This is a genomic window from Streptomyces sp. NPDC046985 (assembly GCF_040644415.1).
GTDB lineage: Bacteria > Actinomycetota > Actinomycetes > Streptomycetales > Streptomycetaceae > Streptomyces.
In genome coordinates, this window is sequence record NZ_JBEYWK010000004.1 from 166,303 (window position 1) to 191,503 (window position 25,201).

Below are 25,201 nucleotides of genomic sequence, written 5' to 3' on the forward strand. Positions count from 1 at the left end.
GGCGCGCCCGGCGGTGAGGGCCGGTCCGTACGGCGAGACCCGCTCCGTCCGGGGAGACCCGCTCCGTCCGGGGAGACCCGGTGAGACCACCGAGAACGGCCACCCCGCCCGGGTGGCCGTTTTGGCGTTCAAGGTGCGCTTTCGGCCCGGATCGTAGATCCTCTTCGATCGATCATCGCTCATTTGTTGCGCAAAGATTTCGTCTGAGCGAAGATAGTGGCACTCAGTGCCTTGTCACCTGACACGCGGTGTCATACGTTGAAGGAGTCCGAGCGACCGGCGTGCGGCCACCGCACCGCGCACCGGCTGTCCCGGCGGACCTTGCCGGCCCGCACGCCCGGACGCCTGCGTCACAGGCAACCTCCCGCGCCACCCAGCGCTTCCCGCACCACCCGCCGAACCGACGGCGCCCTCACCCCCGCCCTCACCCGCACCGACGCAACCCTCAGCGCCCCTCCCTCATGGGCGCTCACCGCCGGAGGCAACACCGTGACCGTGAAGGACATCCTGGACGCGATCCAGTCGTCGGACTCCACGCCCGCCGACTTCGCCGCACTGCCGCTCCCCGAGTCGTACCGGGCGATCACCGTGCACAAGGACGAGACGGAGATGTTCGCCGGGCTCGAGACCCGCGACAAGGACCCCCGCAAGTCGATCCACCTGGACGACGTCCCGGTGCCCGAACTGGGTCCGGGCGAGGCCCTGGTGGCCGTCATGGCCTCCTCGGTCAACTACAACTCGGTGTGGACCTCGATCTTCGAGCCGCTGTCCACGTTCGGGTTCCTGGAGCGCTACGGCAAGGTCAGCGAGCTGACCAAGCGGCACGACCTGCCGTACCACGTCATCGGCTCCGACCTCGCGGGCGTGGTGCTGCGCACCGGCCCCGGCGTCAACGCCTGGCAGCCCGGCGACGAGGTGGTCGCGCACTGCCTCTCCGTCGAACTGGAGTCCTCCGACGGCCACAACGACACGATGCTCGACCCCGAGCAGCGCATCTGGGGCTTCGAGACCAACTTCGGCGGCCTCGCCGAGATCGCGCTCGTCAAGTCCAACCAGCTCATGCCCAAGCCCGCCCACCTGAGCTGGGAGGAGGCCGCCGCGCCCGGACTGGTCAACTCCACCGCCTACCGCCAGTTGGTCTCCCGCAACGGCGCCGGCATGAAGCAGGGCGACAACGTGCTGATCTGGGGCGCGAGCGGCGGACTCGGCAGCTACGCCACCCAGTTCGCGCTGGCCGGCGGCGCCACCCCGATCTGCGTGGTCTCCTCGCCCGAGAAGGCCGACGTCTGCCGCGCCATGGGCGCCGAGGCGGTCATCGACCGCAACGCCGAGGGCTACAAGTTCTGGAAGGACGAGCGGACCCAGGACCCCAAGGAGTGGAAGCGCTTCGGCAAGCGCATCCGCGAGTTCACCGGCGGCGAGGACATCGACATCGTCTTCGAGCACCCCGGCCGCGAGACCTTCGGCGCCAGCGTCTACGTCACCCGCAAGGGCGGCACCATCACCACCTGCGCCTCCACCTCGGGCTACATGCACGAGTACGACAACCGCTACCTGTGGATGTCGCTGAAGCGGATCATCGGCTCGCACTTCGCCAACTACCGCGAGGCGTGGGAGGCCAACCGTCTGATCGCCAAGGGCAAGATCCACCCGACCCTGTCGAAGACGTACTCCCTGGAGGAGACCGGGCAGGCCGCCTACGACGTGCACCGCAACCTGCACCAGGGCAAGGTCGGCGTGCTCTGCATGGCGCCCGAGGAGGGCCTGGGCGTGCGCGACGCGGAGATGCGCGCCCGGCACCTCGACGGCATCAACCGCTTCCGGAACATCTGAGGACACGAGGTCACCCATGACTGAGCGTCAGCCTGCCGGAGAGCGGCGGGAGAAGGACCGGCCGTGGCTCATGCGCACGTACGCCGGTCACTCCACGGCGGAGGCGTCCAACGAGCTGTACCGGCGCAACCTCGCCAAGGGCCAGACCGGCCTGTCGGTGGCGTTCGACCTGCCGACGCAGACCGGCTACGACCCCGACCACATCCTCGCCCGCGGCGAGGTCGGCCGGGTCGGCGTGCCCGTCTCGCACCTCGGCGACATGCGCCGGCTGTTCCAGGACATCCCCCTGGAGCAGATGAACACCTCGATGACGATCAACGCCACCGCCATGTGGCTGCTGGCGCTCTACCAGGTCGTCGCCGAGGAGCAGGGCGCGGACGTCGCAAAGCTCCAGGGCACGACCCAGAACGACATCGTCAAGGAGTACCTGTCCCGCGGCACGCACGTCTTCCCGCCGGGCCCCTCGCTCCGCCTGACGACGGACATGATCGCGTACACGGTCTCCCACCTCCCCAAGTGGAACCCGATCAACATCTGTAGCTACCACTTGCAGGAGGCGGGCGCCACGCCGGTGCAGGAGATCGCGTACGCGATGTCCACCGCGACAGCCGTGCTGGACGCCGTGCGCGACTCCGGCCAGGTGCCGCAGGAGCGCATGGGCGACGTGGTGGGCCGCATCTCCTTCTTCGTGAACGCGGGCGTCCGCTTCGTCGAGGAGATGTGCAAGATGCGCGCCTTCGGCCGCATCTGGGACCGGATCACCCGGGAGCGGTACGGCATCGAGAACCCCAAGCACCGCCGCTTCCGCTACGGCGTGCAGGTCAACTCGCTCGGCCTGACCGAGGCCCAGCCGGAGAACAACGTCCAGCGGATCGTGCTGGAGATGCTGGCGGTCACCCTCTCCAAGGACGCCCGCGCGCGGGCGGTGCAGCTTCCCGCCTGGAACGAGGCGCTGGGGCTGCCCCGCCCCTGGGACCAGCAGTGGTCGCTGCGCATCCAGCAGGTGCTCGCCTACGAGAGCGACCTGCTGGAGTACGACGACCTCTTCGAGGGCTCGAAGGTGATCGAGGCGAAGGTCGAGGAGCTGGTCGAGGCCGCGACGGCCGAGATCGAGCACATCGAGGAGCTGGGCGGCGCGCTGGCCGCCGTGGAGTCCGGCTACCTGAAGTCGCAGCTCGTCGCCTCGCACGCCGAGCGCCGGGCCCGGATCGAGTCCGGCCAGGAGAAGATCGTCGGCGTCAACGCCTTCGAGGGCACCGAGCCCAGCCCGCTCACGGCCGACCTGGACACCGCGATACAGACGGTCGACCCGGCGGTCGAGGCCCGGGTGGTGCGGGCGCTGGGCGACTGGCGCGACACCCGTTACCAGCCGCCGTTCAACCACCCGCGCCCGTGCAAGGCGCTGGAGCGGCTGAAGGAGGCCGCCCAGGGCTCCGCGAACCTGATGGAGGCCACCCTGGAGTGCGCCCGCGCGGGCGTCACCACCGGCGAGTGGGCCGGGGCGCTGCGCGAGGTGTTCGGCGAGTTCCGGGCGCCCACGGGCGTGTCCTCGGCGCCGGTCGCGGTGACCGCCGGGGAGGGCACGGCGATGGCCCGGGTCCGCCGCACGGTCGATCTCACCGCCCGGGAGCTGGGCGTGGGCAAGCTGCGCTTCCTGGTCGGCAAGCCGGGTCTGGACGGGCACTCCAACGGCGCCGAGCAGATCGCCGTGCGGGCCCGCGACGCCGGGTTCGAGGTGGTCTACCAGGGCATCCGGCTCACCCCGGAGCAGATCGTGGACGCGGCGCTGGCCGAGGACGTGCACGCGGTGGGCCTGTCCATCCTGTCCGGCTCGCACGCCCAGCTCGTGCCGGACGTGCTGAACCGGCTGCGCGAGGCCGGCGCGGCCGACATCCCGGTGATCGCGGGCGGGATCATCCCGACCGGCGACGCCGCCCGGCTCAGGGCCGCGGGAGTGGCCGCGGTCTTCACCCCGAAGGACTTCGACATCACCGGGATCATCGGTCGTATCGTCGACGAGATCCGCAACGCGAACAAGCTCGACCCCCTGGAGGTCCCCGCATGACCGCCCTCGCCCCGAACGGCGCCGCCGCGCCCCAGTCCGGTCCCCCGGTCGACCGGCTGCGCCCGCGGCGCTCCTGCCTCGCCGTCCCGGGCAGCAACCCCCGCTTCCTGGAGAAGGCCCAGGGGCTGCCCGCCGACCAGGTCTTCCTGGACCTGGAGGACGCGTGCGCCCCGCTGGCCAAGCCGGAGGCGCGGCACACCATCGTCAAGTTCCTCAACGAGGGCGACTGGACGGGCAAGACGCGTGTCGTGCGGGTGAACGACTGGACCACCGAGTGGACCTACCGGGATGTCGTCACGGTCGTCGAGGGCGCGGGCCCCAACCTGGACTGCATCATGCTGCCCAAGGTGCAGAACGCCCAGCAGGTCGTCGCCCTCGATCTGCTGCTGACGCAGATCGAGAAGACCATGGGCTTCGAGGTCGGCCGCATCGGCATCGAGGCGCAGATCGAGAACGCCCAGGGCCTGAACAACGTCAACGAGATCGCGCAGGCGTCCCAGCGGATCGAGACGATCATCTTCGGCCCGGCCGACTTCATGGCGTCGATCAACATGAAGTCCCTGGTGGTGGGCGAGCAGCCGCCCGGCTACCCGGCGGACGCCTACCACTACATCCTGATGAAGATCCTGATGGCCGCCCGCGCCAACGACCTCCAGGCGATCGACGGCCCCTACCTCCAGATCCGCAACGTCGACGGCTTCCGCGAGGTCGCCGGCCGCGCCGCCGCGCTCGGCTTCGACGGCAAGTGGGTGCTGCACCCCGGCCAGGTGGACGCCGCCAACGAGGTGTTCTCCCCCTCCCAGGAGGACTACGACCACGCCGAGCTGATCCTGGACGCCTACGAGTACTGCACGTCCGAGGAGGGCGGCAAGAAGGGCTCCGCGATGCTCGGCGACGAGATGATCGACGAGGCCAGCCGGAAGATGGCGCTGGTCATCGCGGGCAAGGGCCGGGCGGCCGGTCTGCGGCGCACCACCACGTTCGAGACCCCCGCCAGCTAAGGAGCCCTGAGCCCGATGCAGTTCGGACGCACCTACGAGGAGTTCGAGGTCGGCGCGGTCTACAAGCACTGGCCCGGCAAGACGGTCACCGAGTACGACGACCACCTGTTCTGCCTCCTCACCATGAACCACCACCCGCTGCACCTGGACGCGCACTACGCGGAGCGGACGACGGACTTCGGCCAGAACGTCGTCGTCGGCAACTACGTCTACTCGCTGCTGCTCGGCATGTCGGTGCCGGACGTCTCCGGCAAGGCCATCGCCAACCTGGAGATCGAGTCGCTGCGGCACGTGGCGCCGACCTTCCACGGCGACACGGTCTACGGCGAGACGACCGTGCTCGACAAGTGGCCGTCGAAGTCGAAGAGCGACCGGGGCATCGTCCACGTCGAGACCCGGGGCCACAAGCAGGACGGCACGCTGGTGTGCGTCTTCCGCCGCAAGGTGATGGTGCCGACCGAGACGTACATCAAGGAGCGCGGCGGGGAGCAGCCCGGCCGCCCCGAGCCGGCCGCGCCCGCGGAGAAGAGGACGGAGAAGCAGACATGAGCCGTCTGGCGCAGACCCACGGTCTCACCGAGGTCCAGCGGGAGATCCTCTCCACCGTCCGCGACTTCGTGGACAAGGAGATCATCCCGGTCGCCACCGAGCTGGAGCACCGCGACGAGTACCCGCAGGCGATCGTCGACGGCCTCAAGGAGCTGGGCCTGTTCGGCCTGATGATCCCGGAGGAGTACGGCGGCCTCGGCGAGTCGCTGCTCACCTACGCGCTGTGCGTGGAGGAGATCGCCCGCGGCTGGATGTCGGTGTCCGGGATCGTCAACACCCACTTCATCGTCGCGTACATGCTGAAGCAGCACGGCACGCAGGAACAGAAGGACTACTTCCTGCCGAAGATGGCCCTCGGCGACGTCCGGGGCGCGTTCTCGATGTCGGAGCCCGCGCTGGGCTCGGACGTCTCGGCGATCACGTCGAAGGCGGTGCGGGACGGCGAGGAGTACGTCCTGAACGGCCAGAAGATGTGGCTGACCAACGGCGGCACGTCGTCCCTGGTGGCGGTCCTGGTCCGCAGCGACGAGGGCCATCCCGAGGGCGCCGCCCCGCACAAGTCGATGACGACGTTCCTGGTCGAGAAGGAGCCCGGCTTCGGCGAGGTCCGTCCGGGCCTCACCATCCCCGGCAAGATCGACAAGATGGGGTACAAGGGCGTCGACACCACCGAGCTGATCATGGACGGCCTGCGCCTGCCGGCCGACCGGGTGCTCGGCGGCGTCACCGGCCGCGGCTTCTACCAGATGATGGACGGCGTCGAGGTCGGCCGGGTGAACGTGGCCGCCCGCGGCTGCGGCGTCGCCCAGCGGGCCTTCGAGCTGGGGGTGGGGTACGCCCAGCAGCGGCACACCTTCGGCAAGCCGATCGCCCAGCACCAGGCCGTCCAGTTCAAGCTCGCCGAGATGGCCACCAAGGTCGAGGCGGCGCATGCGATGATGGTGAACGCCGCGCGCAAGAAGGACTCCGGCGAGCGCAACGACCTGGAGGCCGGGATGGCGAAGTACCTGGCCTCGGAGTACTGCAAGGAGGTCGTCGAGGACGCCTTCCGCATCCACGGCGGCTACGGGTTCTCCAAGGAGTACGAGATCGAGCGCCTCTACCGCGAGGCCCCGATGCTGCTCATCGGCGAAGGCACCGCCGAGATCCAGAAAATGATCATCGGCCGCCGACTGCTCGAAGAGTATCGGTTCCAAGGCTGAACGTCCGTTACGGGGTGTTTTCTCCGAGGGGAAGATCACACCCCGTAGGCGCTCTTCGGCGACCGACTCGGCTTCCCGGCTTACCCAGTTGCGGCCCTTAACCGCTACGATCGCGGAAAGCCGCCGTCCCCCGTCGAAGAGCGCGGCACCACCCGCTACGAAGGTCATCCATGCCCCACAGCCAAACCTCTGCACCTCGCGACAGCCTCGCCGGCGTACGCCTCGCGCGCGGAGCATCGCCGTGGCTCCTGCCGACCGTCGCCACCGCGGCCGTCAGCCTGGTCCGCGCCCGCCGCTCGGGCGCCGCCAAGGCCGTGGCCGTCCCCGCCACCGCTCTCGCCGCGGGGATGCTGTGGTTCTTCCGCGACCCCGAGCGCGAGATCGCCCGGGGCCGGGTCATCTCCCCCGCCGACGGCGTGGTGCAGAGCATCATGCCCTGGAAGGACGGCCGCACCCGGGTCGCTATCTTCATGAGCCCGCTGAACGTCCACGTCAACCGCGCCCCGCTCTCCGGCACGGTCACGTCCGTCGAGCACATCCCCGGCGGCTTCGTCCCGGCGTTCAACAAGGAGAGCGAGAACAACGAACGGGTCGTCTGGCACTTCGACACCGAGCTGGGCGACGTCGAGATGGTCCAGATCGCCGGTGCGGTGGCCCGCCGCATCGTCCCCTATCTCCCGTCGGGCTCCAAGGTCGAGCAGGGCGAGCGGATCGGTCTGATCCGCTTCGGCTCGCGCGTGGACGTCTACCTGCCCGAGGGAGTGGAAGCCGACGTCGAGGTCGGCCAGAAGACCGTCGCTGGGGTGACTCGCATTGACCGTGACTGATCCCGAGACCCAGGCAGGCTGGGTGCCCGAGGCCGACGACGACGTCGACGACGAGGAGATGCCCCTCTCCCTGCGTCTGTCGATAGCGGACACCCTCACCCTCGGCAACGCGACGTGCGGCTTCATGGCGGTGTACTTCACCACCACCGGCATCCTGATCCCGCACCTCACCGGCAGCCAGGAGTCGGGCATGGCCCGGCACAGCGCCGCCACCGCCGTGATCCTGATGCTGTGCGCGGCCGTGTTCGACCTGTTCGACGGCCTGGTGGCCCGGAAGCTGCGCTCCTCCCCCATGGGCGCGGAGCTGGACAACCTCTCCGACCTGATCAGCTTCGGCCTGGCCCCGGCGTACTTCGTGCTGGTCTACGGCATGGTCGCGGACGACGCGCACCAGCGGATGGCCGCGCTGGGCGCGATCGTGGTGCTGCTGGCGGTCGTGCTGCGGCTCGCGCGGTTCTCCTGCGTGACGATGAAGGACGGCGTCTTCCAGGGCATGCCGTCGCCGTTCGGCGCGCTGACCGTCGTCTCGATCGTGCTGCTGGAGCTGCCCTTCGTGGCGACGCTGCTGGCGATCGTGGGCACGGCGTGGCTGATGGTGAGCCGGGTGGAGTACCCCAAGCCGCGCGGCCGCCTCGCCGGGGCGATGCTCTCCTGGATCGTGCTGTCGATGGGCCTGCTGGCCGCCTGGGCCTTCGACGCCCCCAGCGGCCAGCTCCTGCTCCAGACCGGCTGCGCGCTCCAGCTCGTCATGGGCGCGGTCATCCCGTTGTTCGCCACGGCCCGCCGGGTGAACAACTTCCGCGGCAACCGGCGCGAGGCGCGTACGGCGCAGATGCCGTAGCCGCGCCGCACGCGACAGCGCGAGGGCCCCGGACTGGTTGTCCGGGGCCCTCGCCGTGTCTCACGCGGGTGTCTCGCGTGGACGTCTAGTGCAGGCGTCTCACGCGGACGTTTCAGGCGGGCGCCTCAAGCCAGGGCGGGCGGCGGGGTCAGAGCAGGCAGTCCCGTGCGACGCGCTCCGCCACCCGTTCCAGGATCGGTCCGGCGTCCGCGAGGCATCGGGCGACGTCCGGTTCGACGTCGGTCAGGGCGTACGCCCGACGGATTCCGGCCTCGTGCAGGGCCTCGGGGGCCAGGGCGAGCCGCCCGCACACCGCGACGACCTCCCGGTCCGCCGCCCGCGCCGCCGCGGCGACCCCGGCCGGGGCCTTGCCGTGCAGGGTCTGCCGGTCCAGCGAGCCCTCGCCGGTGATGACCAGCGCGGCCCGCTCCAGCGCCGGCGCGAAGCCGAGCACGTCGAGCATGACGTCGATGCCCGCCCGGAAGCGGGCCCCGAGGACCAGCGCGCCGTACCCGACGCCGCCCGCGGCGCCGGCCCCGGGCGAGGCCGCGTACGCCGCCGCCCCGGCCCCGAGCGCCCGCTCCACGACCTCGGCGTACCGCGCGAGCGCGGCGTCCAGGGCGCGCACGTCCTCGGATGACGCGCCCTTCTGCGGCCCGTAGACCGCCGCGGCGCCCTTCGGGCCGGTCAGCGGGTTGTCGACGTCGCTGGCGAGCACCAGCTCGACCGCGGCCAGCCGCGGGTCCAGCCCGGACAGGTCCGCACGGGCCAGCTCCGCCAGCCCGCCGCCGCCCGGCGGGACCGGCTCGCCGTCCGCCGTGAGGAACCGCGCCCCCAGCGCGGACAGCATGCCCGCGCCGCCGTCGGTGGTCGCGCTGCCGCCGACGCCGAACACGATCGTCCGGGCGCCCGCGTCCAGCGCGGCGAGCAGCAGCTCGCCCGCGCCGTACGTGGACGCCGTGAGCGGCGCGAAGACGCCCTCCGGCAGCCGCTGCAACCCGCTCGCCTCGGCCATCTCCACCACCGCGGTGGCGCCGCGCAGTGCGAACGCGGCCGTCACCCGCTCGCCGAGCGGCCCGGCGACCCGCGCCTCGCGGCGCTCGAACCCGGCCGCGACCGCCGCGTCCACGGTCCCGTCGCCGCCGTCGGCCACGGGCAGTGCCTCGACCGCCACGTCCGGCACGACCCGGCGCAGCCCGGCCGTCACCCGTTCGGCGACCTGTACGGCCGTGAGCGAGCCCTTGAACTTGTCCGCGGCGATCAGCACCCCGCGGGCGCCGTGCACTGCGCCGTCCGTCACCTTGCCATCCCCTTGTTCTTCGGGCCCCCGCACGTCAGAGGGCCGGTCGCGCCGCTGCGACCCTAACCGGCGACCGCCCCCGGCGTCATGCCCCGACCGCACCGTGAGAAAGCCGGAAGATCCCCGGCGACGGGTCCGCGTCGGCGTCGGCCCAGAGCCTCGGCTACTCGCCTCAGTCGCTCAGTCACTCGCCTCAGTCGCTCAGTCGGCGATCAGCACTCCGAGCACCGCGAGCCAACAGACCGCCCGTGGGCTCGCTACCCTTCCTGGATGACCTCTCCACCGAACCCGGACTACGCCGCGTACATCGCCGGACTGCCCCGCGTCCTCGCCGGGGCCGCGGTGCTCTTCCGCGACGGAGCGGGCCGGGTGCTGCTCGTCGAGCCGAACTACCGGGAGGGCTGGGCGCTGCCGGGCGGCACCGTCGAGTCCGACGCGGGCGAGACGCCGCGCCAGGGCGCCCGCCGCGAGACCCTGGAGGAGATCGGCCTCGACCGCGAGCCGGGACGGCTGCTCGCGGTGGACTGGGTCCCCGGCACAGCGCGCCCGCCGGTGGTGGCGTACCTCTACGACGGCGGGGTCCTCGCCGAGGAGGACGTCAAGGCGATCCGCCTCCAGGAGGAGGAGCTGCTCTCCTGGCGACTGGTCCCGCGCGACGGTCTCGCCGCCCACCTGCCCGGCGCCCTCGGCCGCCGCGTCCTGGCCGGCCTCGACGTCCTGTCCGAGGGCGCGGGCACGGCGGAGCTGGAGGACGGGCGCCGCCGCACGGGCTGAGGCGGCCGCCGCCTGCCGCCGGTTCGCGCCGTACGGGGTCGCTCGTCGGTTCGCGCTGTGCGGGGCGGCTCGTCGGGCGGTTTATCGGTTCGCACCGTGCGGGTCGGCGTCCTACCCTCGGCCGCATGGACAAGCCGCTCGTCGCCCTTCTCAGTGGCGCAGGGATCTCCACGGACTCCGGCATCCCCGACTACCGAGGTCCGAACGGCCTGTGGCGGCGGGATCCCGAGGCCGAGAAGCTCGTGACGTACGCGTACTACATGGGCGATCCGGAGATCAGACGGCGGGCGTGGCAGATGCGGCGCAAGAACCGCACGCTCCAGGCCGAGCCCAACGCCGCGCACCGGGCCGTGGCCGAACTGGAGCGCTCCGGCGTGCCGGTGCGGGTGATCACGCAGAACGTGGACGGACTGCACCAGCTCGCCGGGATGCCCGCCCGCAAGGTGCTCGAACTGCACGGCAGCGCACGCCGGTTTATGTGCACGGCGTGCCCGGCGCGCGGGCCGATGGCGGACGCGCTCGCCCGGGTCGAGGCCGGCGAGGAGGACCCGCCGTGCCAGGAGTGCGGGGGGATCCTGAAGTCGGCCACGGTCATGTTCGGCGAGCGGCTGGATCCCGCGGTGCTCGGTGAGGCGGTCGCGATCACCAAGGCGTGCCAGGTGTTCCTCGCCGTCGGCACCAGCCTCCAGGTGCAGCCCGCGGCCGGTCTCGCCGGGATGGCGGCCGACCACGGCGCGCGCCTGGTCATCGTCAACGCCGAGCCGACCCCGTACGACGAGATCGCCGACGAGGTCGTCCGGGAGCCCATCGGCGCCTCGCTGCCGGCTCTGCTGCGCGGACTGGCCTCCGCGGACGGCTGACCCGGTTGCGCGGCGGCCGGCCTGGAACGCCGACCTGGAACGCCGGCCTAGAAGAGTGCCGTGCCGCCCTCCTCGAAGTCCAGGAGCCGCCGCTTGCGGGCGAGGCCGCCGCCGTAGCCGGTCAGGCTGCCGTCGGCGCCGACGACGCGGTGGCAGGGGACGATGATGCCGATGGGGTTCCTGCCGTTGGCGAGGCCGACGGCACGGGAGGCGCCCCGGGCGCCGAGGGCGTCGGCGAGCTGGCCGTAGGAGCGGGTCTCGCCGTAGGGGATGCGGCGCAGCCCGTCCCATACGCGGCGCTGGAACGGCGTGCCGTTCAGGCGCAGTTCGAGGGTGAACTCCGTCAGCTCGCCCGCGAAGTAGGCGTCCAGTTGACGCCGGGCCTCGTCGAACGCGGCCGTCTCGGCGCGTGCGCCGAAGGACTCCTGCGGCGGCCGGTGGCGCTGGTCGACCATGTACAGGCCGCACAGGACGCCTTCCTCGGCGACGAGGGTGAGAGGGCCGTACGGGCTGTCGGTGACGGTGTGCTGCCGGTGCACCCGCGGGGCCGGTGCGCGCGGCGTGCTCCGCGCTTCCGGCGCGTCCGACGTGTTCGGTGCGTCCGACGTGTTCGGTGCGTCTGGCGTGGTCGGTGCGTCTGGCGTGGTCGGCGTGTCCATGAGGTCCGGTGTGTTCATGAGGTCCGGTGTGTTCATCGTGGTCATGATGCGGTCTCCTCAGACGGGGAGGAAGTTGACGGGGTGGTCGCCGGTGGCCCACAGGTACTGGACGGCGTAGGCACGCCAGGGGCGCCACGCTTGCGCGCGGGCGGTGAGGGCGGCGGGAGTGGCGGGCAGGCCCAGCTCGGCCGCCGCGCGCCGGATGCCGAGGTCGCTGGGGAGGAAGGCGTCGGGATCGCCCAGGGCGCGCATGCCGATGACGTCGACGGTCCAGGGGCCGAAGCCGGGGAGGTCGAGCAGCCGCGCCCGGGTCTCCTGCCAGTCGCTCTCGACGCCCAGGTGCAGGGCGCCCTCGGCCAGGCCCCGGACCAGCGTGGTGAAGGTGGTGCGGCGGCTGCGCGGCATCGCCAGCGTCTCGGGGTCGAGCGACGCGAGCGCCTCGGGGGTCGGGAACAGGTGGGTGAGGCCGCCTTCGGGGTCGTCGACGGGGTCGCCGTGCGCGAGGGTCAGCCGGGCCGCGTGGGTGCGGGCCGCGGCCGTGGAGACCTGCTGGCCGAGCACGGCCCGGACGGCCAGCTCGGCCTCGTCCACGGTGCGCGGCACACGTCGGCCGGGGGCCTTGTCGACCACGGGCGCGAGAACGGGGTCGGCGCGCAGCCGGTCGTCGACGGCCACCGGGTCGGCGTCCAGGTCGAGCATGCGCCGGCAGCGGCTGATGGCGACGGTGAGGTCGCGCAGGTCGCTGAGGCTGAGGCGGCAGGCGATGTGGTCGGGTGCGGGAGTGAGCGCGACGATGCCGTGGCCGTAGGGCAGCCGCAGCGTGCGCCGGTAGGCGCCGTCGCGCCACTCCTCCACGCCGGGCACGGCGGTCGCCGCGAGGTGGCCGAAGAGGTTGTCCGGGTTGAGCGGGGCGCGGAACGGCAGGCGCAGCGACATGGCGCCGGGGACGGCGGCGGTCCTGGGCGGGGCGCCCGGCGCCGGAGGCCGCTCGTTGACGCGGGCGCGCAGCTCGCTCGGGGAGAGCGCGAAGACCTCGCGGACGGTGTCGTTGAAGGCGCGGACCGAGGAGAAGCCGGCGGCGAAGGCGATCTCCGCCATGGGCAGCGCGGTGGTCTCGATCAGCAGCCGGGCGGTCTGGGCGCGCTGGGCGCGGGCGAGGGCGAGCGGGCCGGCGCCGAGTTCGGCGCGGAGCTGGCGTTCGACCTGGCGGGCGCTGTAGCCGAGGCGGGCGGCGAGTCCCGGCACGCCCTCGCGGTCCACGGCGCCGTCGGCGATCAGCCGCATGGCGCGCGCCACCAGGTCGGCGCGTTGGTTCCACTCCGGCGAACCGGGGCTGGTGTCGGGCCGGCAGCGCTTGCAGGCCCGGAACCCGGCCTGCTGGCAGGCGGCGGCGCTCGGGTGGAAGACCATGTTCTCCGGCTTGGGCGGCACCGCCGGACAGCTCGGCCGGCAGTAGACGCCGGTGGTCCTCACGGCCGTGAAGAACCATCCGTCGAACCGCGCGTCCTTGGACTGCACGGCGCGCACGCACTGCTCCCGGTCGGTGTGCATCCCGTTCCTCATGCCTCCAGCATGGGCCATCCGGGAGCCCGAGGGCTCGCGGGAATCCGACATGAAGGTTCGGTGCGCTGGGACGGCGCGGATTGACCAGCCCGACGGTGGGGGCCGATCGGGATCGGCAGGCGTCGGTGCGCGCCACCGGGGTACGCGCCCGGGGCCACCCCGGAACGGGCCTCGTATTGGACCGCGTCCAGATGTTGCCGATGTCATGGCGGCGGAGTTGACTGCTGTCGGGGTGGGCGATACGACCTGAGACGATCGCAGGACGGAGGACGCTCGTGACACAGGAACCCCAGACGGCCCCGTACACCACGACCAACGCCGGCATTCCGGTGGAGAGCGACGAGTATTCGCTCACCGTCGGCCCGGAGGGGCCCATTCTGCTTCAGGACCACTACCTGATCGAGAAGATGGCCCAGTTCAACCGGGAGCGGGTCCCCGAGCGTGTGGTGCACGCCAAGGGCAGTGGCGCGTACGGGTTCTTCGAAGTGACCGATGACGTGAGCCAGTTCACCCGGGCGGACATGTTCCAGCCCGGCAAGCGGACGCCGATGCTGGCGCGGTTCTCGACCGTCGCCGGTGAGCAGGGCTCCCCGGACACCTGGCGGGACCCGCGCGGCTTCGCGCTGAAGTTCTACACCGAGCAGGGCAACTACGACCTGGTCGGGAACAACACGCCGGTGTTCTTCGTGCGGGACACGATCAAGTTCCAGGACTTCATCCGCTCGCAGAAGCGGCACCCGGTGACCGGTCTGCGCAGCAATGACATGCAGTGGGACTTCTGGACCCTGTCCCCGGAGTCGGCCCACCAGGTGACCTGGCTGATGGGCGACCGCGGCATCCCGAAGACGTACCGGAACATGAACGGCTACTCGTCGCACACGTACATGTGGATGAACGAGGGCGGCGAGCGGTTCTGGGTGAAGTACCACTTCAAGACGGACCAGGGCATCGACTTCCTCACCCAGCAGGAGGCCGACGAGCTGGCCGGCTCGGACCCCGACATGCACCGCCGCGACCTGTTCGAGGCGATCGAGTCGGGCGACGCGCCGAGCTGGAGCCTGAAGGTCCAGATCATGCCGTTCGAGGACGCGGCGGACTACCGGTTCAACCCCTTCGACCTCACCAAGGTGTGGCCGCACGGTGACTATCCGCTCATCGACGTCGGCCGGATGGTCCTCGACGCCAACCCCGAGGACTACTTCGTCCACATCGAGCAGGCGGCGTTCGAGCCGTCGAACCTGGTGCCGGGCATCGGGCCGTCGCCGGACAAGATGCTGCTCGGCCGACTGTTCTCCTACCCGGACACCCACCGCTACCGGATCGGCGCGAACTACGCCCAGCTCCCGCCGAACCGGACGCACGCGCCGCTGAACTCCTACGCCAAGGACGGCGCGATGCGGTTCGAGCCGTCGCGGGCGGCGATGCCGTACGCGCCGAACTCCTACGGCGGTCCGGACGCGGACTACGCCCGCTTCGGCGACCCGGCGAGCTGGTACGCGGCCGGCGAGCTGGTGCGCGAGGCGTACAAGCCGCACCGCGAGGACGACGACTGGGGCCAGGCCCACACCATGGTCCGCGAGGTGCTGGACGACGCGGCGCGGGACCGGCTGGTCTCCAACGTCTCCGGGCACCTGCTCAAGGGCGTGTCCCGCCCGGTGCTGGAGCGCGCTCTGCAGTACTGGCGCAACATCGACAAGGAGACGGGCGACCGGATCGCCACCGAGGTCAACGGCGGCTGAATCGGGAACGCCGACCGTGACCGGGAAGCGGCACGGCGCGACACGACGGGGCGGGGCGCCCCGCATCAGGGCGCCCCGCCCCGTCGTGTGCCGTGCCGTCGCGGCCTCGGCGTACGCCGTCTCGCCGCGTCGTCGTGTGCTGCCGCGCCCCTCGCGGGGTCGTCGTGTGCTGCCGCGCTCCTCGCGGGGTCGTCGTGTGCTGCCGCGCCCCTCGCGGGGTCGTCACGTGCTGCCGCGCCCCTCGCGAGGTCGTCGTGTGCCGTCGCGCTCCTCGCGGGCCGGGGCGGTCAGACTGCCGTCGCGCGCGCCCGCCCCCCCCTTCGAGCCAGGTGGGGCGGTCAGTCGGTGCCCGACTCCATCGCGGCGCGGTCCAGCAGTTCGTCGTCCTCGGAGACCTCGCCGCGTGAGGCGATGGCCTCCGCGCCGCCCTCCGGCATGCTGCCGATGAGCCCGGTCGCGGCGGCCTGCGCGGCGCCGACGGCGGGACCCGCGGCGCCGATCAGTCCGATCCCGGCGTACTGCTCCAGCTTGGCGCGCGAGTCGGCGATGTCGAGGTTGCGCATGGTGAGCTGGCCGATCCGGTCCACCGGGCCGAACGCGGAGTCCTCGGTGCGCTCCATGGACAGCTTGTCCGGGTGGTAGCTGAACGCCGGGCCGGTGGTGTCGAGGATCGAGTAGTCCTCTCCGCGGCGCAGTCGCAGCGTCACCTCGCCGGTGACCGCCGCGCCCACCCAGCGCTGGAGCGACTCGCGGACCATCAGCGCCTGCGGGTCCAGCCACCGCCCTTCGTACATCAGCCGTCCCAGGCGCCGCCCCTCGCCGTGGTAGTGGGCGAGGGTGTCCTCGTTGTGGATCGCGTTGACCAGGCGTTCGTACGCGGCGTGCAGCAGGGCCATGCCGGGCGCCTCGTAGATGCCGCGGCTCTTGGCCTCGATGATCCGGTTCTCGATCTGGTCAGACATGCCCATGCCGTGCCGGCCGCCGACCGCGTTGGCCTCCGTCACCAGGTCGACCGCGGAGGCGAACTCCTTGCCGTTGATCGTGACCGGGCGGCCCTGGTCGAACCCGACGGTCACGTCCTCGGGGGCGATCTCCACCGAGGGGTCCCAGAACCGGACGCCCATGATCGGCTCGACGGTCTCCACGCCGGTGTCCAGGTGCTCCAGGGTCTTGGCCTCGTGGGTGGCGCCCCAGATGTTGGCGTCCGTGGAGTACGCCTTCTCCGTGCTGTCCCGGTAGGGCAGCCCGTGGGCGAGCAGCCACTCGGACATCTCCTTGCGGCCGCCCAGCTCCGACACGAAGGCCGCGTCCAGCCAGGGCTTGTAGATCCGCAGGTGAGGGTTGGCGAGCAGGCCGTAGCGGTAGAACCGCTCGATGTCGTTGCCCTTGAAGGTCGAGCCGTCGCCCCAGATCTGTACGTCGTCCTCCAGCATCGCGCGCACCAGGAGGGTGCCGGTGACGGCACGGCCGAGCGGCGTGGTGTTGAAGTAGGCGCGGCCGCCGGAGCGGATGTGGAACGCGCCGCAGGCAAGGGCGGCCAGGCCCTCCTCGACCAGCGCCGCACGGCAGTCCACCAGGCGCGCGATCTCCGCGCCGTAGGTCTTCGCGCGTCCGGGCACCGAGGCGATGTCCGGCTCGTCGTACTGGCCGATGTCGGCGGTGTAGGTGCAGGGGATGGCGCCCTTGTCGCGCATCCACGCGACTGCGACGGAGGTGTCGAGACCGCCCGAGAAGGCGATGCCGACACGCTCACCGGCGGGAAGGGACGTGAGGACCTTGGACATAGGAAGAGTATGCAGCACCACGTATGAACATGCAAAGCTCACGGTCAGGGGAGGCGCGCTTCCGGTCGGGGAGGGGGTGCGACCCAGATACGTGCCGACGGGACAGCGGGGGCCGTCGCTCTCTCCCCCGCTGAGCACCCAGAACCGACGCCCTGACCGAGGAGTCAGACGACGGGGATGACGTACGCGCGGGCGAAGTGGGCGCCGATGCGGGCCTCGTGGAGGTGTCCGGCGACGGCGCGGTCGCCTTCGACGCCCATGACGACGTGGAGGTGGACGAAGCCGTCGCGGATCTCGCCGGTGCCGGTCATCTCGCCGGGCAGGTCGTACTGGGTGACGGTGTCCTTGAGCGCGTCGCCCTCGGGCATGGTCGAGACGGTGAAGGAGTCCGCGGCCCCGATCAGGGAGACGATCGCCGCGTCGGTGACACCGGCCTCGACGGCCTGGCGGTTCAGCTCTTCGATGAGCTCACCGGCGGGGACTTCGACGACGAACAGCCGATGCCCGTCGCCGCGTACGGCCCGGCCGTCGAGGCGGCACCCGGCTGCTCTGTGACCGCGCTGCCGCTGACCGTCCCTTACCCGGAGCACACCCTGGCCCGGATGGTGTGGGAGTGGACGCCCGCAACCGGCCTGATCAGCGGTGAGAAGGCGCTGCTGCCGGTCGATCTGATCCGCCGCCGCGTGCAGCGGCCGGAGTGGAGCCCGGATCTGCTGCGCGCGACCAGCACCGGCCTGGCCTGCGGCAACACCCGCGATGAGGCCCTGCTGCACGCCCTGTTCGAAGTGGTGGAGCGGGACGTGCTGTACCGGGACGGGCAGGCGGGCGGACAGCGGCGCACCCTCATCGCGCCCGGCACGGTCGACGACCCGCACGGCCAGGAGGTCATCGAGCGGCTGGCGGCGGCTGACACGGCGCTGGAGATCGCGCTGGTGGACGGCCCGTACGGACTGCCGGTGTGCGTCGCCTACCTGTGGTCGGAGGACTACCCGGTCGTCTTCGCCGGCGCCGGCTGCCACAGCGTCCCTTCCATCGCGCTGACCCGGGCGCTGACCGAGGCCGCGCAGTCGAGGCTCGCCGCCATCGCCGGAACCCGCGACGACCTGCCCGGCGACCCGGGCAGTCGCGACGCCCCGCCCTTCCGTCCGGCCATGACCGCCGGTCTCGCGCCGTGGCCGCAGGCCGTCGGCTGCTTCACCCGGGCGGGCGGCGGTTTCGCTGAACAGGTGGGAACCGTGGCCCGACAGGTCGCCCGCGTCACCGGGTACGAGCCGGTCGTCGTGGACCTGTCCGTCCCAGGCGCCCCCGTCCACGCCGTGCAGGTCGTCTGCCCCGGTACCCGCTCACGGATCAGGAGGTCGATGCCTCGATGAACGCCGCCGCCACAGCGCCGCCCGGACCGGGCGCAGGGCGCTCCGCCCGGTACGACGCCTTCCACGCCGCCCGCGCCCGCACCGATCTGGTCGCCCGCTTGTACGCCGAGGCGATGGGCGAGGACTATCCGGCCGAGGTCGCCGCCTCCAGCTCCTGCGATTGGCCCCTGCTGGGGTTGATGACCGCACGGCTGAGGTTGCGACCAGGCCAGCTCCTGGTGGACGCGGGCTGCGGCGCCGGCGGCATCGGCTTGTGGCTGGCCCGCGCCCTCGCCCTGCGCTTGGCGGCCTTCGACCTGTCCCCGATCGCGGTCGCCCAGGCCGCAGACCGCCGTCCCCGTTTCAGCCTGTCCGCTGAGCGGGCCGCCTTCCACGTTGCCGAGCTGGAGAACACAGGTCTGCCCGACGCCGGCGCCCACGGGATCGTGTGTGTGGACGCCCTCGGCGGCGCCGCCGACCGGGACGCGGCACTGCGCGAGCTCAGCCGCGTCCTGGCGCCGGGCGGTCGGCTGGTGGTGACCCGGGCCGCGCGACGGGGCGCCGCCCCCGCCTGGACGGAGCAGGCCCGCGCCGCCGGCCTCACGGTCGAGCACGTGGACGAGCGGCCCGCCGAGCCCGCGCTGTGGGAGCGGCTTCACCGGCTGTGGATCGCGCACGCCGACGAGCTGCGCAGCGAGCTGCGCAGCGAGCTGGGCGAGGACCAGGCGCAGAACATGCTGCGCGAGGCGCACCACGCGCTGCCCAAGCTGCCGGGCCGCCGCGCGGTCCTGCTGACTCTGCGGCGCGGCGCGAACGCCCCGGCCGCGCCCGGCACTGCCGATACGATGACCGGACCCGACCGTCCCGATGAGAGGACCCCGCAGTGACCCAGCACCGTTCCACCCGTGCTGCGGTGTTCTCGGCCGGGTCCTGGGGCACTGCCGTCGCCAAGATCCTGGCCGACGCCGGCACCGACGTCATCCTGCACGCCCGCCGCCGCGAGATCGCTGACGCGATCAACACCCAGCACCACAACCCGGGCTACTTCCCGGACGTCGAGCTGCCCGCCGCACTGACCGCGACGACCGACCCGGCCGCCGCCCTGGACGGCGCTGACTTCCTGGTGCTGTCGATCCCCGCGCAGACCCTGCGCGCCAACCTCGCCGTGTGGGCTCCGCACATCGGGCCCGACACCGTGATCGTGTCGCTGATGAAGGGCATCGAGCAGGGCAGCCACTTGCGGGCGAGCCAGATCATCACCGAGGTGGCCCACGTGAGCGCGCACCGGGTCGCGGTGCTGTCCGGCCCGAACCTGGCACGCGAGATCATGGACGGTCAGCCCGCCGCGGCCACCGTCGCCTGCCCCGACGAGGACGCCGGCCACCGCTTCCAAAGGGCCTGCCACACCGGCTACTTCCGCCCCTACACCAGCACCGACGTGACCGGATGCGAGCTGGGCGGGGCGGTGAAGAACGTCATCGCCCTCGCGGTCGGCATCGCGTCCGGCATGGGCCTGGGCCACAACGCACAGGCCATGCTCATCACCCGCGGTCTGGCGGAGACCACCCGGCTGGCCGTGGCCATGGGCGCCCACCCCGCCACTCTCGCCGGGCTCGCCGGCCTGGGCGACCTGGTGGCCACCTGCTCCTCCCCGCTCTCCCGCAACCGCACCTTCGGCGCCCACCTCGGCCAGGGGATGAGCGTCGAGGAGGCCACGGCAGCCACCCGGCAGACCACGGAGGGCGTCAAGTCCGCCGAGGCGATCCTCGACTTGGCCCGCGCCCACGACGTCGAAATGCCGATCACGGACGTCGTCTCCGCACTGCTGCACGAGAAAGTCACCCTCGACGAGGCCGCAGCCGCGCTGATGCAGCGGCCCACCAAGCCCGAGCGCTGACCCCCGGCGCCCCGGTTTCGGGGCGAACCGCCATCGCCTTCACCCTCCCCACCCGGAGGTTCCCTCCCATGCACGCATCCGTGCTGTCCGCCGTCCAGATCGCCGTCACCTTCGGCCTGGTGGCGTGGATGATCACCGGCTTCACTCCCCTGCCCGGCCGCTGGCTGCGCTGGAAGATGTTCTGCCGGGCCACCTTCACGATCATCACGCTCGTCGGCGCCAAGGACGGCCGCACCGAGCCCGTGAACGTCTACGAGCACCTCTCCCCGGGCTCCTTCATCCTCGGCCCCTCCCAGCTCCAGACGATCCTCGACCACCTCACCGCAAGCGGCCGGTACGACCGGATCGACGGCTACGGCCGCGTCCTGTCCGCCCGCGGTGAGCAGACCGTGGAAGTACGGGGCAGCCGTGTGGTTCTTTGACGCCCTCGCCTCCGGCTTCACCCGCCCCACCGACCCCGGCCACCTCCAGTGGTTCAGGATCATCTTCGGCATCGTGCTCACCGCGCGATTCGCCCTTGCCTTCGGCCAGGGCGGCTGGGACCGTCTCGACCCCGGCTCGCTCAGCGCCCGCCTCGCCGAGCAGCGTTTCGGCCCCGCCAGGGCCCGCCTCCTGGTCGGCGCCTACCGGCCCGCGCTGATCATCCGCACGGTCGCCGCCAGCGCCCTGGCGCTCGGCCCTGCGCCTCGGCTCTCGCTGCTGGTGGTCCTGGCCGGCGCCGCGATGGAGCTGCTGTATCTCAAGAGCCCCAACGCCGTCCGCTACACCCTGCTGACCGGCACTTGCCTCCTGCTCGCCGGAGACCTCGGCCACGGCCCGCACATCGAGCACGGCCTGAGCACGGCGAACACCTGGGCGCAGTGCCTCCTCGTGCTGATCACGACCGACGTCTACTGGAACAGCGCCTGGCAGAAACTCCGCTCTCCCCAGTTCCACAGCGGGCTCTATCTCGCCCAGTGGGTCCACACCTACAGCCAGATCAGGGAACAGCTACCCCACCGGCGCCAGTTCGCCGTCCCCGGCGTCGTCCGCCGCCACGCGGGCAACCTCACCGACCGGGACGTCCGCCTCTGGCGTACGGTTTCGGGCTGCGTCATCGCGGCGGAGACGGCGCTGCCGCCCGCGCTCCTCATTCCGCAGACGATGCCGTACGCGGTCGCCGCGGGCATCGGCATGCACGTAGCCTTCACCTGCCTCAAGCCCCGCCAGCTCATCACCTTCTCCAGCCTGACTCTCGGCGCGTACGTCGCCTTCGCCGTCTGAGCACACCCCCGGCGCCGTGCTGCCGCCGGTCGTCGAGACGCCGTCCGGATGGGACGGGGTGGTGGTCATGGTCTGCTACGACCTTGAGTCCCCCGAGTGCACCCGGCAGGTCGCTCTGGCGGGGGTCGGCCTCATGGGGGCGAGCGGCGAGACGCTGCCGCGCACGACGACCTCTTCGGCGGGCGCGGAACCGGTCTCCGCCCGGCGCACATGTCTCAAGGGTGACAAGGGGTCGTGCCGCACACGGATCTCAGGGCCGGGCCCCGGGTCAGGCAGGAGTTTCAGCGCCGGCCGGCGGTCAGCCGGCTTCCGCGGCGAACGCCTCGTAGGCCGTTGAGTCGAAGAGGACGAACCTGACTTCCTCGACGGCCGTGTCGGCGCTCCGCACCGCCGCCACCGCGATGCGCGCCGCGTCGTCCAGCGGCCACCGGTATGCGCCGGCCGAGATCGCCGGGAACGCGACGGTCCGCGCACCGAGTTCATCGGCGACGCGCAACGATGTGCGGTAGCAGGACGCCAGCAGCGAGGGGTCACCGGGTGAACTCCCGAACACCGGGCCCACCGTGTGGATCACCCACTGGGCGTCCAGCTCGCCCGCCGTGGTGGCCACGGCCTGTCCGGTGGGCAGGCCCCGGCCGTACCGGGAGGCGCGCAGGGCCCGGCACTCCTCAAGGATCGCGGGGCCGCCGCGGCGGTGGATCGCGCCGTCCACTCCCCCGCCGCCGAGCAGGGAGGAGTTGGCGGCGTTGACGATCGCGTCGGCGTGCTGCCGGGAGATGTCGCCCTGGACGAGCGTGATGGCGGGACTCATGTCTGTCGCAGCCTCCTCCAGACGGCCTTCGCCGCGTTGTGCCCCGACATGCCGTGCACGCCGGGGCCGGGCGGCGTCGCCGACGAGCAGATGAAGACGGCCGGGTGAGGGGTGTGGTACGGGAACAGGGTCGGTCGGGGGCGCAGCAGGGTCTGGAGCCCGGAGACCGCGCCGCAGGCGATGTCGCCGCCGACGTAGTTGGCGTTGTGGGCGGCCACTTCGGCGGGTCCGGCGACGGCGCGGGCCAGCACGCGGTCGCGGAAGCCCGGGGCGAACCGTTCCAGTTGGCGCTCCATGGCGTCGGTGAGGTCGCCCTTCCAGCCGCTCGGCACATGGCCGTAGGCCCAGAAGACGTGCTTGCCCTCGGGAGCGCGAGTGGGGTCGACCACGCTGGGCTGGACGGTGATCATGAACGGCCTGTCGGGGGCGCGGTCCTCGCGGGACGCGGCCCGCAGGGCGGCGCCGATCTCGGCCCGGCTCGCGCCGACCTGCACGGTGCCCGCGGCGCGGGCCTCGGGGGCGGTCCACGGCACCGGGCCGTCCAGCGCGTAATCGATCTTGAAGACCCCCGGGCCGTACCGGTAGCCGTCGCAGTAGCGGCCGAGACCGGCGATGCGGGCCAGGGCGGTGGGCGACGTGTCGAAGACGTACGCGCGGGCGGGCGGCAGATCGTCCAGCCGCTTGACCTCGTAGTCGGTGTGCACGGCGCCGCCGAGATCCTTCAGGTACCCGGCGAGGGCGTCGGAGATCGCCTGGGAGCCGCCGCGGGCCACGGGCCAGCCCCGGGCGTGCGCGGCCAGGGCGAAGACCAGTCCGACGGCTCCGGTGGCCACACCGCCGAGAGGGGCCATGACGTGGGCGACGAGGCCCGCGAAGAGGGCCTTGGCCCGCTCGTCATGGAAGCGGCGCATGAGCCAGGTCGAGGGCGGCAGCCCCGCCAGGCCGAAGCGGGCGAGGGTGACCGGGTCCTGGGGCAGCGCGCTGAGCGGCAGCGACATGAAGTCCCGCACCAGCGCGTCCCACCGGGGCAGGAAGGGCGCGACCAGCCTGCGGTACGCGCCCGCGTCGCGCGGCCCGAAGGAGGCCGCGGTCTCGGCGACAGAGCGGGCCAGCACCGCCGCCGTGCCGTCGGTGAAGGGGTGGGCCATGGGCAGCTCGGGGTGCAGCCACCGCAGTCCGTAGGACTCCAGGGGCAGGGCGCGGAACGCGGGCGAGTTCACGCCCAGAGGGTGCGCGGCCGAGCAGGGGTCGTGCCGGAAGCCGGGCAGCGTCAGTTCCTCGGTGCGCGCGCCGCCGCCGACGGTGCCGCGTGCCTCGAAGACGGCGGTGGAGAAGCCCCGGCGAGCCAGCTCCACGGCAGCGGTCAGTCCGTTCGGCCCCGCACCCACCACGACTGCATCGAGCATCGACGGCACCTTCGGACTCCTTCGTCAGCCGATGGCCACTCGCGATCAGCATATGCCGTGCCCCCGACACGCCGGGCGAAGAGCCGCAGAGCCGAGCTGCCCGCTACCGGGCCGACGCGGCCCCCCGAATACCGGGCCGACAAGGCCCCCGAAGTCAGGGCAGCTCTCGGAGCAGGGCGGCGACGAGACAGGGGCCTGGGGCCGGGCCGGAACCCGGGGTCAGCACCGCCCCTGGGCGGGGACGAGGGTCGCCAAACCGGGGCGCGGCCCGAAGCCGAGGCGAGGCCCGAAGCCTGAAACCTGGGCAAGGCCCGAAGCCGAGGCGAGGCCCAGAGCCGGGACGAGGTTCGAAGCCGAGGCGAGGCCCAGAGCAGGGGCGCCGCCCGAACCCGGGGCGCGGCTCGAAGCGGACGCGAGCCCCGAAGCCGGGACGAGGCTCGAAGCCGGCGCGAGGCCAGGCAGCCGAGGCGAGGCCCGGAGCCGGGGCTCACGCCCGTTCCGTCAGCAGCCCTCGCACCCGGCGCGCGGTCGCCGCGTCGCGGGCCGCCGTGAACGGCAGGGCGTTGCCCCCGGTGACGCGGAACGGCTCGCCGGACCTCGTCAGATGGGCGCCGCCCGCCTCCTCGACCAGCAGCAGACCCGCCGCGTGGTCCCAGGCCGCTTCCCAGCAGAAGGCGGTGGCGTCCAGCTCTCCCTGGGCTATGGCCAGGTACTCCAGGCCCGCAGCGCCGCAGGGGCGCGGCTCGACGCCGTCGGTCCACAGGCCCAGCAGGGCGTGCTTCTGCTCCTTGGTCGTGTAGTCGGGGTGGGAGGTGGCCACCCGCAGCGGGCGGTCCGGGTCGGGCGTGCCGCAGCGCAGCGGACGGCCGTCCAGGCGGGCGCCCGCGCCGCGTATCGCGGTGGCGAGCTGGTCGCGGGCCGGGGCGTAGGTCCAGGAGGCCAGCACGACTCCGCGGCGAGCCAGGGCGACCAGGGTGCAGAAGCCGGGGTCGCCGTGCACGAACTGCCGGGTGCCGTCGACGGGGTCGACGATCCAGACCGGGGCGTCGCCGCGTATCGCCTCGTAGACGGCGGGGTCGGCGTGCACCGCCTCCTCGCCGACCACCACGGAGCCGGGCAGCAGGGCTCCGAGGGCTTCGGTGAGATACCGCTCGGTCAGGCGGTCGGCGTCGGTCACCAGGTCGTGCGGCCCTGACTTCTGGTCGACCTCGTGCTCGGCGAGCCGCCGGAAGCGGGGCATGATCTCGGCCGCGGCGGCCTTGCGGACCGCCTCCTCCACGTCGGCCGAGCGGCGTGCGAGAAACTCCTCGATGGTTTCCGTCTCTTCGATCATGCCTCCATGAGACCACGCACCACTGACAATCCCCTCCCGGCCGGTGTATGTGCGGTGGAATCGGGATGAACACGCGTCGCCGGGGCGGGCGGCTGCGCCGGTGCGCAGGCGCGGGCGGCGGTGGCTCTCACCCCCTGCTCTC

The 25,201-nt window shown here is 72.2% G+C and carries 23 protein-coding genes; 15 read left to right on the plus strand and 8 right to left on the minus strand.

What is annotated here, in order from left to right; translation table 11 throughout:
• Positions 1 to 495 precede the first annotated feature (495 nt).
• From ccrA to pssA, 7 genes are all read left to right on the plus strand, one after another.
• Entirely contained in the window at positions 496 to 1,833 is a 1,338-nt protein-coding gene (gene ccrA, locus ABZ861_RS06865) for a crotonyl-CoA carboxylase/reductase (RefSeq protein ID WP_361625335.1), read from the plus strand.
• Between the two features lie 16 nt (positions 1,834 to 1,849).
• A complete protein-coding gene (locus ABZ861_RS06870) occupies positions 1,850 to 3,898 on the plus strand; it encodes a protein meaA (RefSeq protein WP_361624879.1) in 2,049 nt (682 codons plus the stop codon).
• The gene (locus ABZ861_RS06875; RefSeq protein WP_361624882.1) at positions 3,895 to 4,899 is read left to right on the plus strand and encodes a CoA ester lyase; all 1,005 of its coding nucleotides are present in this window, start codon (positions 3,895 to 3,897) and stop codon (positions 4,897 to 4,899) included. The genes ABZ861_RS06870 and ABZ861_RS06875 overlap by 4 nt, the downstream gene beginning before the upstream one ends.
• A gap of 15 nt (positions 4,900 to 4,914) precedes the next feature.
• Entirely contained in the window at positions 4,915 to 5,448 is a 534-nt protein-coding gene (locus ABZ861_RS06880) for a MaoC family dehydratase (protein ID WP_361624885.1), read from the plus strand.
• Complete coding sequence (locus ABZ861_RS06885; protein WP_361624888.1) at positions 5,445 to 6,650, plus strand: acyl-CoA dehydrogenase family protein; 1,206 nt, start codon at positions 5,445 to 5,447, stop codon at positions 6,648 to 6,650. Before ABZ861_RS06880 ends, ABZ861_RS06885 begins: the two co-directional genes overlap by 4 nt.
• 170 nt (positions 6,651 to 6,820) lie before the next feature.
• Entirely contained in the window at positions 6,821 to 7,477 is a 657-nt protein-coding gene (locus ABZ861_RS06890) for a phosphatidylserine decarboxylase (protein WP_361624891.1), read from the plus strand.
• A gap of 22 nt (positions 7,478 to 7,499) precedes the next feature.
• Positions 7,500 to 8,318: a CDP-diacylglycerol--serine O-phosphatidyltransferase gene (pssA, locus tag ABZ861_RS06895; protein WP_361625338.1), complete on the plus strand. Its 819-nt coding sequence runs from the start codon at positions 7,500 to 7,502 to the stop codon at positions 8,316 to 8,318.
• 148 nt (positions 8,319 to 8,466) lie between these two features.
• Here pssA and ABZ861_RS06900 read toward each other — a convergent pair whose 3' ends face one another.
• On the minus strand, positions 8,467 to 9,618 hold the full coding sequence (locus tag ABZ861_RS06900) for a glycerate kinase (RefSeq protein ID WP_361624894.1): 1,152 nt from the start codon (positions 9,616 to 9,618) through the stop codon (positions 8,467 to 8,469).
• Positions 9,619 to 9,888: 270 nt separating this feature from the next.
• Between ABZ861_RS06900 and ABZ861_RS06905 the strand changes: the two genes are divergently transcribed.
• Together ABZ861_RS06905 and ABZ861_RS06910 are read left to right on the plus strand one after the other, a co-directional pair.
• The gene (locus ABZ861_RS06905; protein ID WP_361624897.1) at positions 9,889 to 10,392 is read left to right on the plus strand and encodes an NUDIX hydrolase; all 504 of its coding nucleotides are present in this window, start codon (positions 9,889 to 9,891) and stop codon (positions 10,390 to 10,392) included.
• 125 nt (positions 10,393 to 10,517) lie between these two features.
• Entirely contained in the window at positions 10,518 to 11,252 is a 735-nt protein-coding gene (locus ABZ861_RS06910; protein WP_361624900.1) for a Sir2 family NAD-dependent protein deacetylase, read from the plus strand.
• Positions 11,253 to 11,299: 47 nt separating this feature from the next.
• Here the strand turns inward: ABZ861_RS06910 and ABZ861_RS06915 are convergent, their stop codons facing one another.
• Both ABZ861_RS06915 and ABZ861_RS06920 read right to left on the minus strand, forming a co-directional pair.
• A complete protein-coding gene (locus tag ABZ861_RS06915) occupies positions 11,300 to 11,791 on the minus strand; it encodes a methylated-DNA--[protein]-cysteine S-methyltransferase (RefSeq protein WP_361625341.1) in 492 nt (163 codons plus the stop codon).
• 177 nt (positions 11,792 to 11,968) lie between these two features.
• Positions 11,969 to 13,474, minus strand: coding sequence for an AlkA N-terminal domain-containing protein (locus ABZ861_RS06920; RefSeq protein ID WP_361624903.1), 1,506 nt, complete (start codon positions 13,472 to 13,474; stop codon positions 11,969 to 11,971).
• 275 nt (positions 13,475 to 13,749) lie between these two features.
• Between ABZ861_RS06920 and ABZ861_RS06925 the strand changes: the two genes are divergently transcribed.
• On the plus strand, positions 13,750 to 15,213 hold the full coding sequence (locus tag ABZ861_RS06925; protein ID WP_361624906.1) for a catalase: 1,464 nt from the start codon (positions 13,750 to 13,752) through the stop codon (positions 15,211 to 15,213).
• Positions 15,214 to 15,551: 338 nt separating this feature from the next.
• Here ABZ861_RS06925 and argG read toward each other — a convergent pair whose 3' ends face one another.
• Together argG and ABZ861_RS06935 are read right to left on the minus strand one after the other, a co-directional pair.
• Complete coding sequence (argG, locus tag ABZ861_RS06930; protein ID WP_361624909.1) at positions 15,552 to 16,997, minus strand: argininosuccinate synthase; 1,446 nt, start codon at positions 16,995 to 16,997, stop codon at positions 15,552 to 15,554.
• A 164-nt stretch (positions 16,998 to 17,161) separates the two neighbouring features.
• Complete coding sequence (locus tag ABZ861_RS06935; protein ID WP_361624912.1) at positions 17,162 to 17,587, minus strand: DUF296 domain-containing protein; 426 nt, start codon at positions 17,585 to 17,587, stop codon at positions 17,162 to 17,164.
• A 12-nt stretch (positions 17,588 to 17,599) separates the two neighbouring features.
• Here ABZ861_RS06935 and ABZ861_RS06940 point away from each other — a divergent pair, with 12 nt between their 5' ends.
• From ABZ861_RS06940 to ABZ861_RS06960, 5 genes are all read left to right on the plus strand, one after another.
• On the plus strand, positions 17,600 to 18,370 hold the full coding sequence (locus ABZ861_RS06940; RefSeq protein WP_361624915.1) for a YcaO-like family protein: 771 nt from the start codon (positions 17,600 to 17,602) through the stop codon (positions 18,368 to 18,370).
• Positions 18,367 to 19,236 carry a class I SAM-dependent methyltransferase gene (locus tag ABZ861_RS06945; protein ID WP_361624918.1) on the plus strand — a complete coding sequence of 290 codons (870 nt, stop codon included), beginning with the start codon at positions 18,367 to 18,369 and terminating at the stop codon, positions 19,234 to 19,236. The genes ABZ861_RS06940 and ABZ861_RS06945 overlap by 4 nt, the downstream gene beginning before the upstream one ends.
• Positions 19,233 to 20,246 (plus strand): NAD(P)H-dependent glycerol-3-phosphate dehydrogenase, encoded by a 1,014-nt coding sequence (locus tag ABZ861_RS06950; protein WP_361624921.1) that lies wholly within the window; start codon positions 19,233 to 19,235, stop codon positions 20,244 to 20,246. Before ABZ861_RS06945 ends, ABZ861_RS06950 begins: the two co-directional genes overlap by 4 nt.
• A gap of 68 nt (positions 20,247 to 20,314) precedes the next feature.
• Positions 20,315 to 20,668 carry a hypothetical protein gene (locus ABZ861_RS06955; protein WP_361624924.1) on the plus strand — a complete coding sequence of 118 codons (354 nt, stop codon included), beginning with the start codon at positions 20,315 to 20,317 and terminating at the stop codon, positions 20,666 to 20,668.
• The gene (locus tag ABZ861_RS06960) at positions 20,655 to 21,509 is read left to right on the plus strand and encodes a hypothetical protein (protein ID WP_361624927.1); all 855 of its coding nucleotides are present in this window, start codon (positions 20,655 to 20,657) and stop codon (positions 21,507 to 21,509) included. Before ABZ861_RS06955 ends, ABZ861_RS06960 begins: the two co-directional genes overlap by 14 nt.
• Before the next feature lie 298 nt (positions 21,510 to 21,807).
• Here ABZ861_RS06960 and ABZ861_RS06965 read toward each other — a convergent pair whose 3' ends face one another.
• From ABZ861_RS06965 to ABZ861_RS06975, 3 genes are all read right to left on the minus strand, one after another.
• Entirely contained in the window at positions 21,808 to 22,320 is a 513-nt protein-coding gene (locus tag ABZ861_RS06965; protein ID WP_361624930.1) for an O-acetyl-ADP-ribose deacetylase, read from the minus strand.
• Positions 22,317 to 23,726, minus strand: coding sequence for an NAD(P)/FAD-dependent oxidoreductase (locus ABZ861_RS06970; RefSeq protein WP_361624933.1), 1,410 nt, complete (start codon positions 23,724 to 23,726; stop codon positions 22,317 to 22,319). Before ABZ861_RS06970 ends, ABZ861_RS06965 begins: the two co-directional genes overlap by 4 nt.
• Positions 23,727 to 24,213: 487 nt before the next feature.
• Positions 24,214 to 25,059 (minus strand): inositol monophosphatase family protein, encoded by an 846-nt coding sequence (locus ABZ861_RS06975; protein WP_361624936.1) that lies wholly within the window; start codon positions 25,057 to 25,059, stop codon positions 24,214 to 24,216.
• Positions 25,060 to 25,201 lie beyond the last annotated feature (142 nt).

Bases quoted from the DNA above. Each gene is read 5' to 3' on its own strand.
- ABZ861_RS06870 (WP_361624879.1), top strand. From the start codon at position 1,850: ATGACTGAGCGTCAGCCTGCCGGAGAGCGGCGGGAGAAGGACCGGCCG.
- ABZ861_RS06905 (WP_361624897.1), top strand. From the start codon at position 9,889: ATGACCTCTCCACCGAACCCGGACTACGCCGCGTACATCGCCGGACTG.
- ABZ861_RS06875 (WP_361624882.1), top strand. From the start codon at position 3,895: ATGACCGCCCTCGCCCCGAACGGCGCCGCCGCGCCCCAGTCCGGTCCC.
- ABZ861_RS06920 (WP_361624903.1), bottom strand. From the start codon at position 13,474: ATGAGGAACGGGATGCACACCGACCGGGAGCAGTGCGTGCGCGCCGTG.
- ABZ861_RS06975 (WP_361624936.1), bottom strand. From the start codon at position 25,059: ATGATCGAAGAGACGGAAACCATCGAGGAGTTTCTCGCACGCCGCTCG.
- ABZ861_RS06880 (WP_361624885.1), top strand. From the start codon at position 4,915: ATGCAGTTCGGACGCACCTACGAGGAGTTCGAGGTCGGCGCGGTCTAC.
- ABZ861_RS06940 (WP_361624915.1), top strand. From the start codon at position 17,600: ATGGTGTGGGAGTGGACGCCCGCAACCGGCCTGATCAGCGGTGAGAAG.
- argG (WP_361624909.1), bottom strand. From the start codon at position 16,997: ATGTCCAAGGTCCTCACGTCCCTTCCCGCCGGTGAGCGTGTCGGCATC.
- ABZ861_RS06965 (WP_361624930.1), bottom strand. From the start codon at position 22,320: ATGAGTCCCGCCATCACGCTCGTCCAGGGCGACATCTCCCGGCAGCAC.
- ABZ861_RS06890 (WP_361624891.1), top strand. From the start codon at position 6,821: ATGCCCCACAGCCAAACCTCTGCACCTCGCGACAGCCTCGCCGGCGTA.
- ABZ861_RS06970 (WP_361624933.1), bottom strand. From the start codon at position 23,726: ATGCTCGATGCAGTCGTGGTGGGTGCGGGGCCGAACGGACTGACCGCT.
- ABZ861_RS06955 (WP_361624924.1), top strand. From the start codon at position 20,315: ATGCACGCATCCGTGCTGTCCGCCGTCCAGATCGCCGTCACCTTCGGC.
- ABZ861_RS06910 (WP_361624900.1), top strand. From the start codon at position 10,518: ATGGACAAGCCGCTCGTCGCCCTTCTCAGTGGCGCAGGGATCTCCACG.
- ABZ861_RS06945 (WP_361624918.1), top strand. From the start codon at position 18,367: ATGAACGCCGCCGCCACAGCGCCGCCCGGACCGGGCGCAGGGCGCTCC.
- ABZ861_RS06885 (WP_361624888.1), top strand. From the start codon at position 5,445: ATGAGCCGTCTGGCGCAGACCCACGGTCTCACCGAGGTCCAGCGGGAG.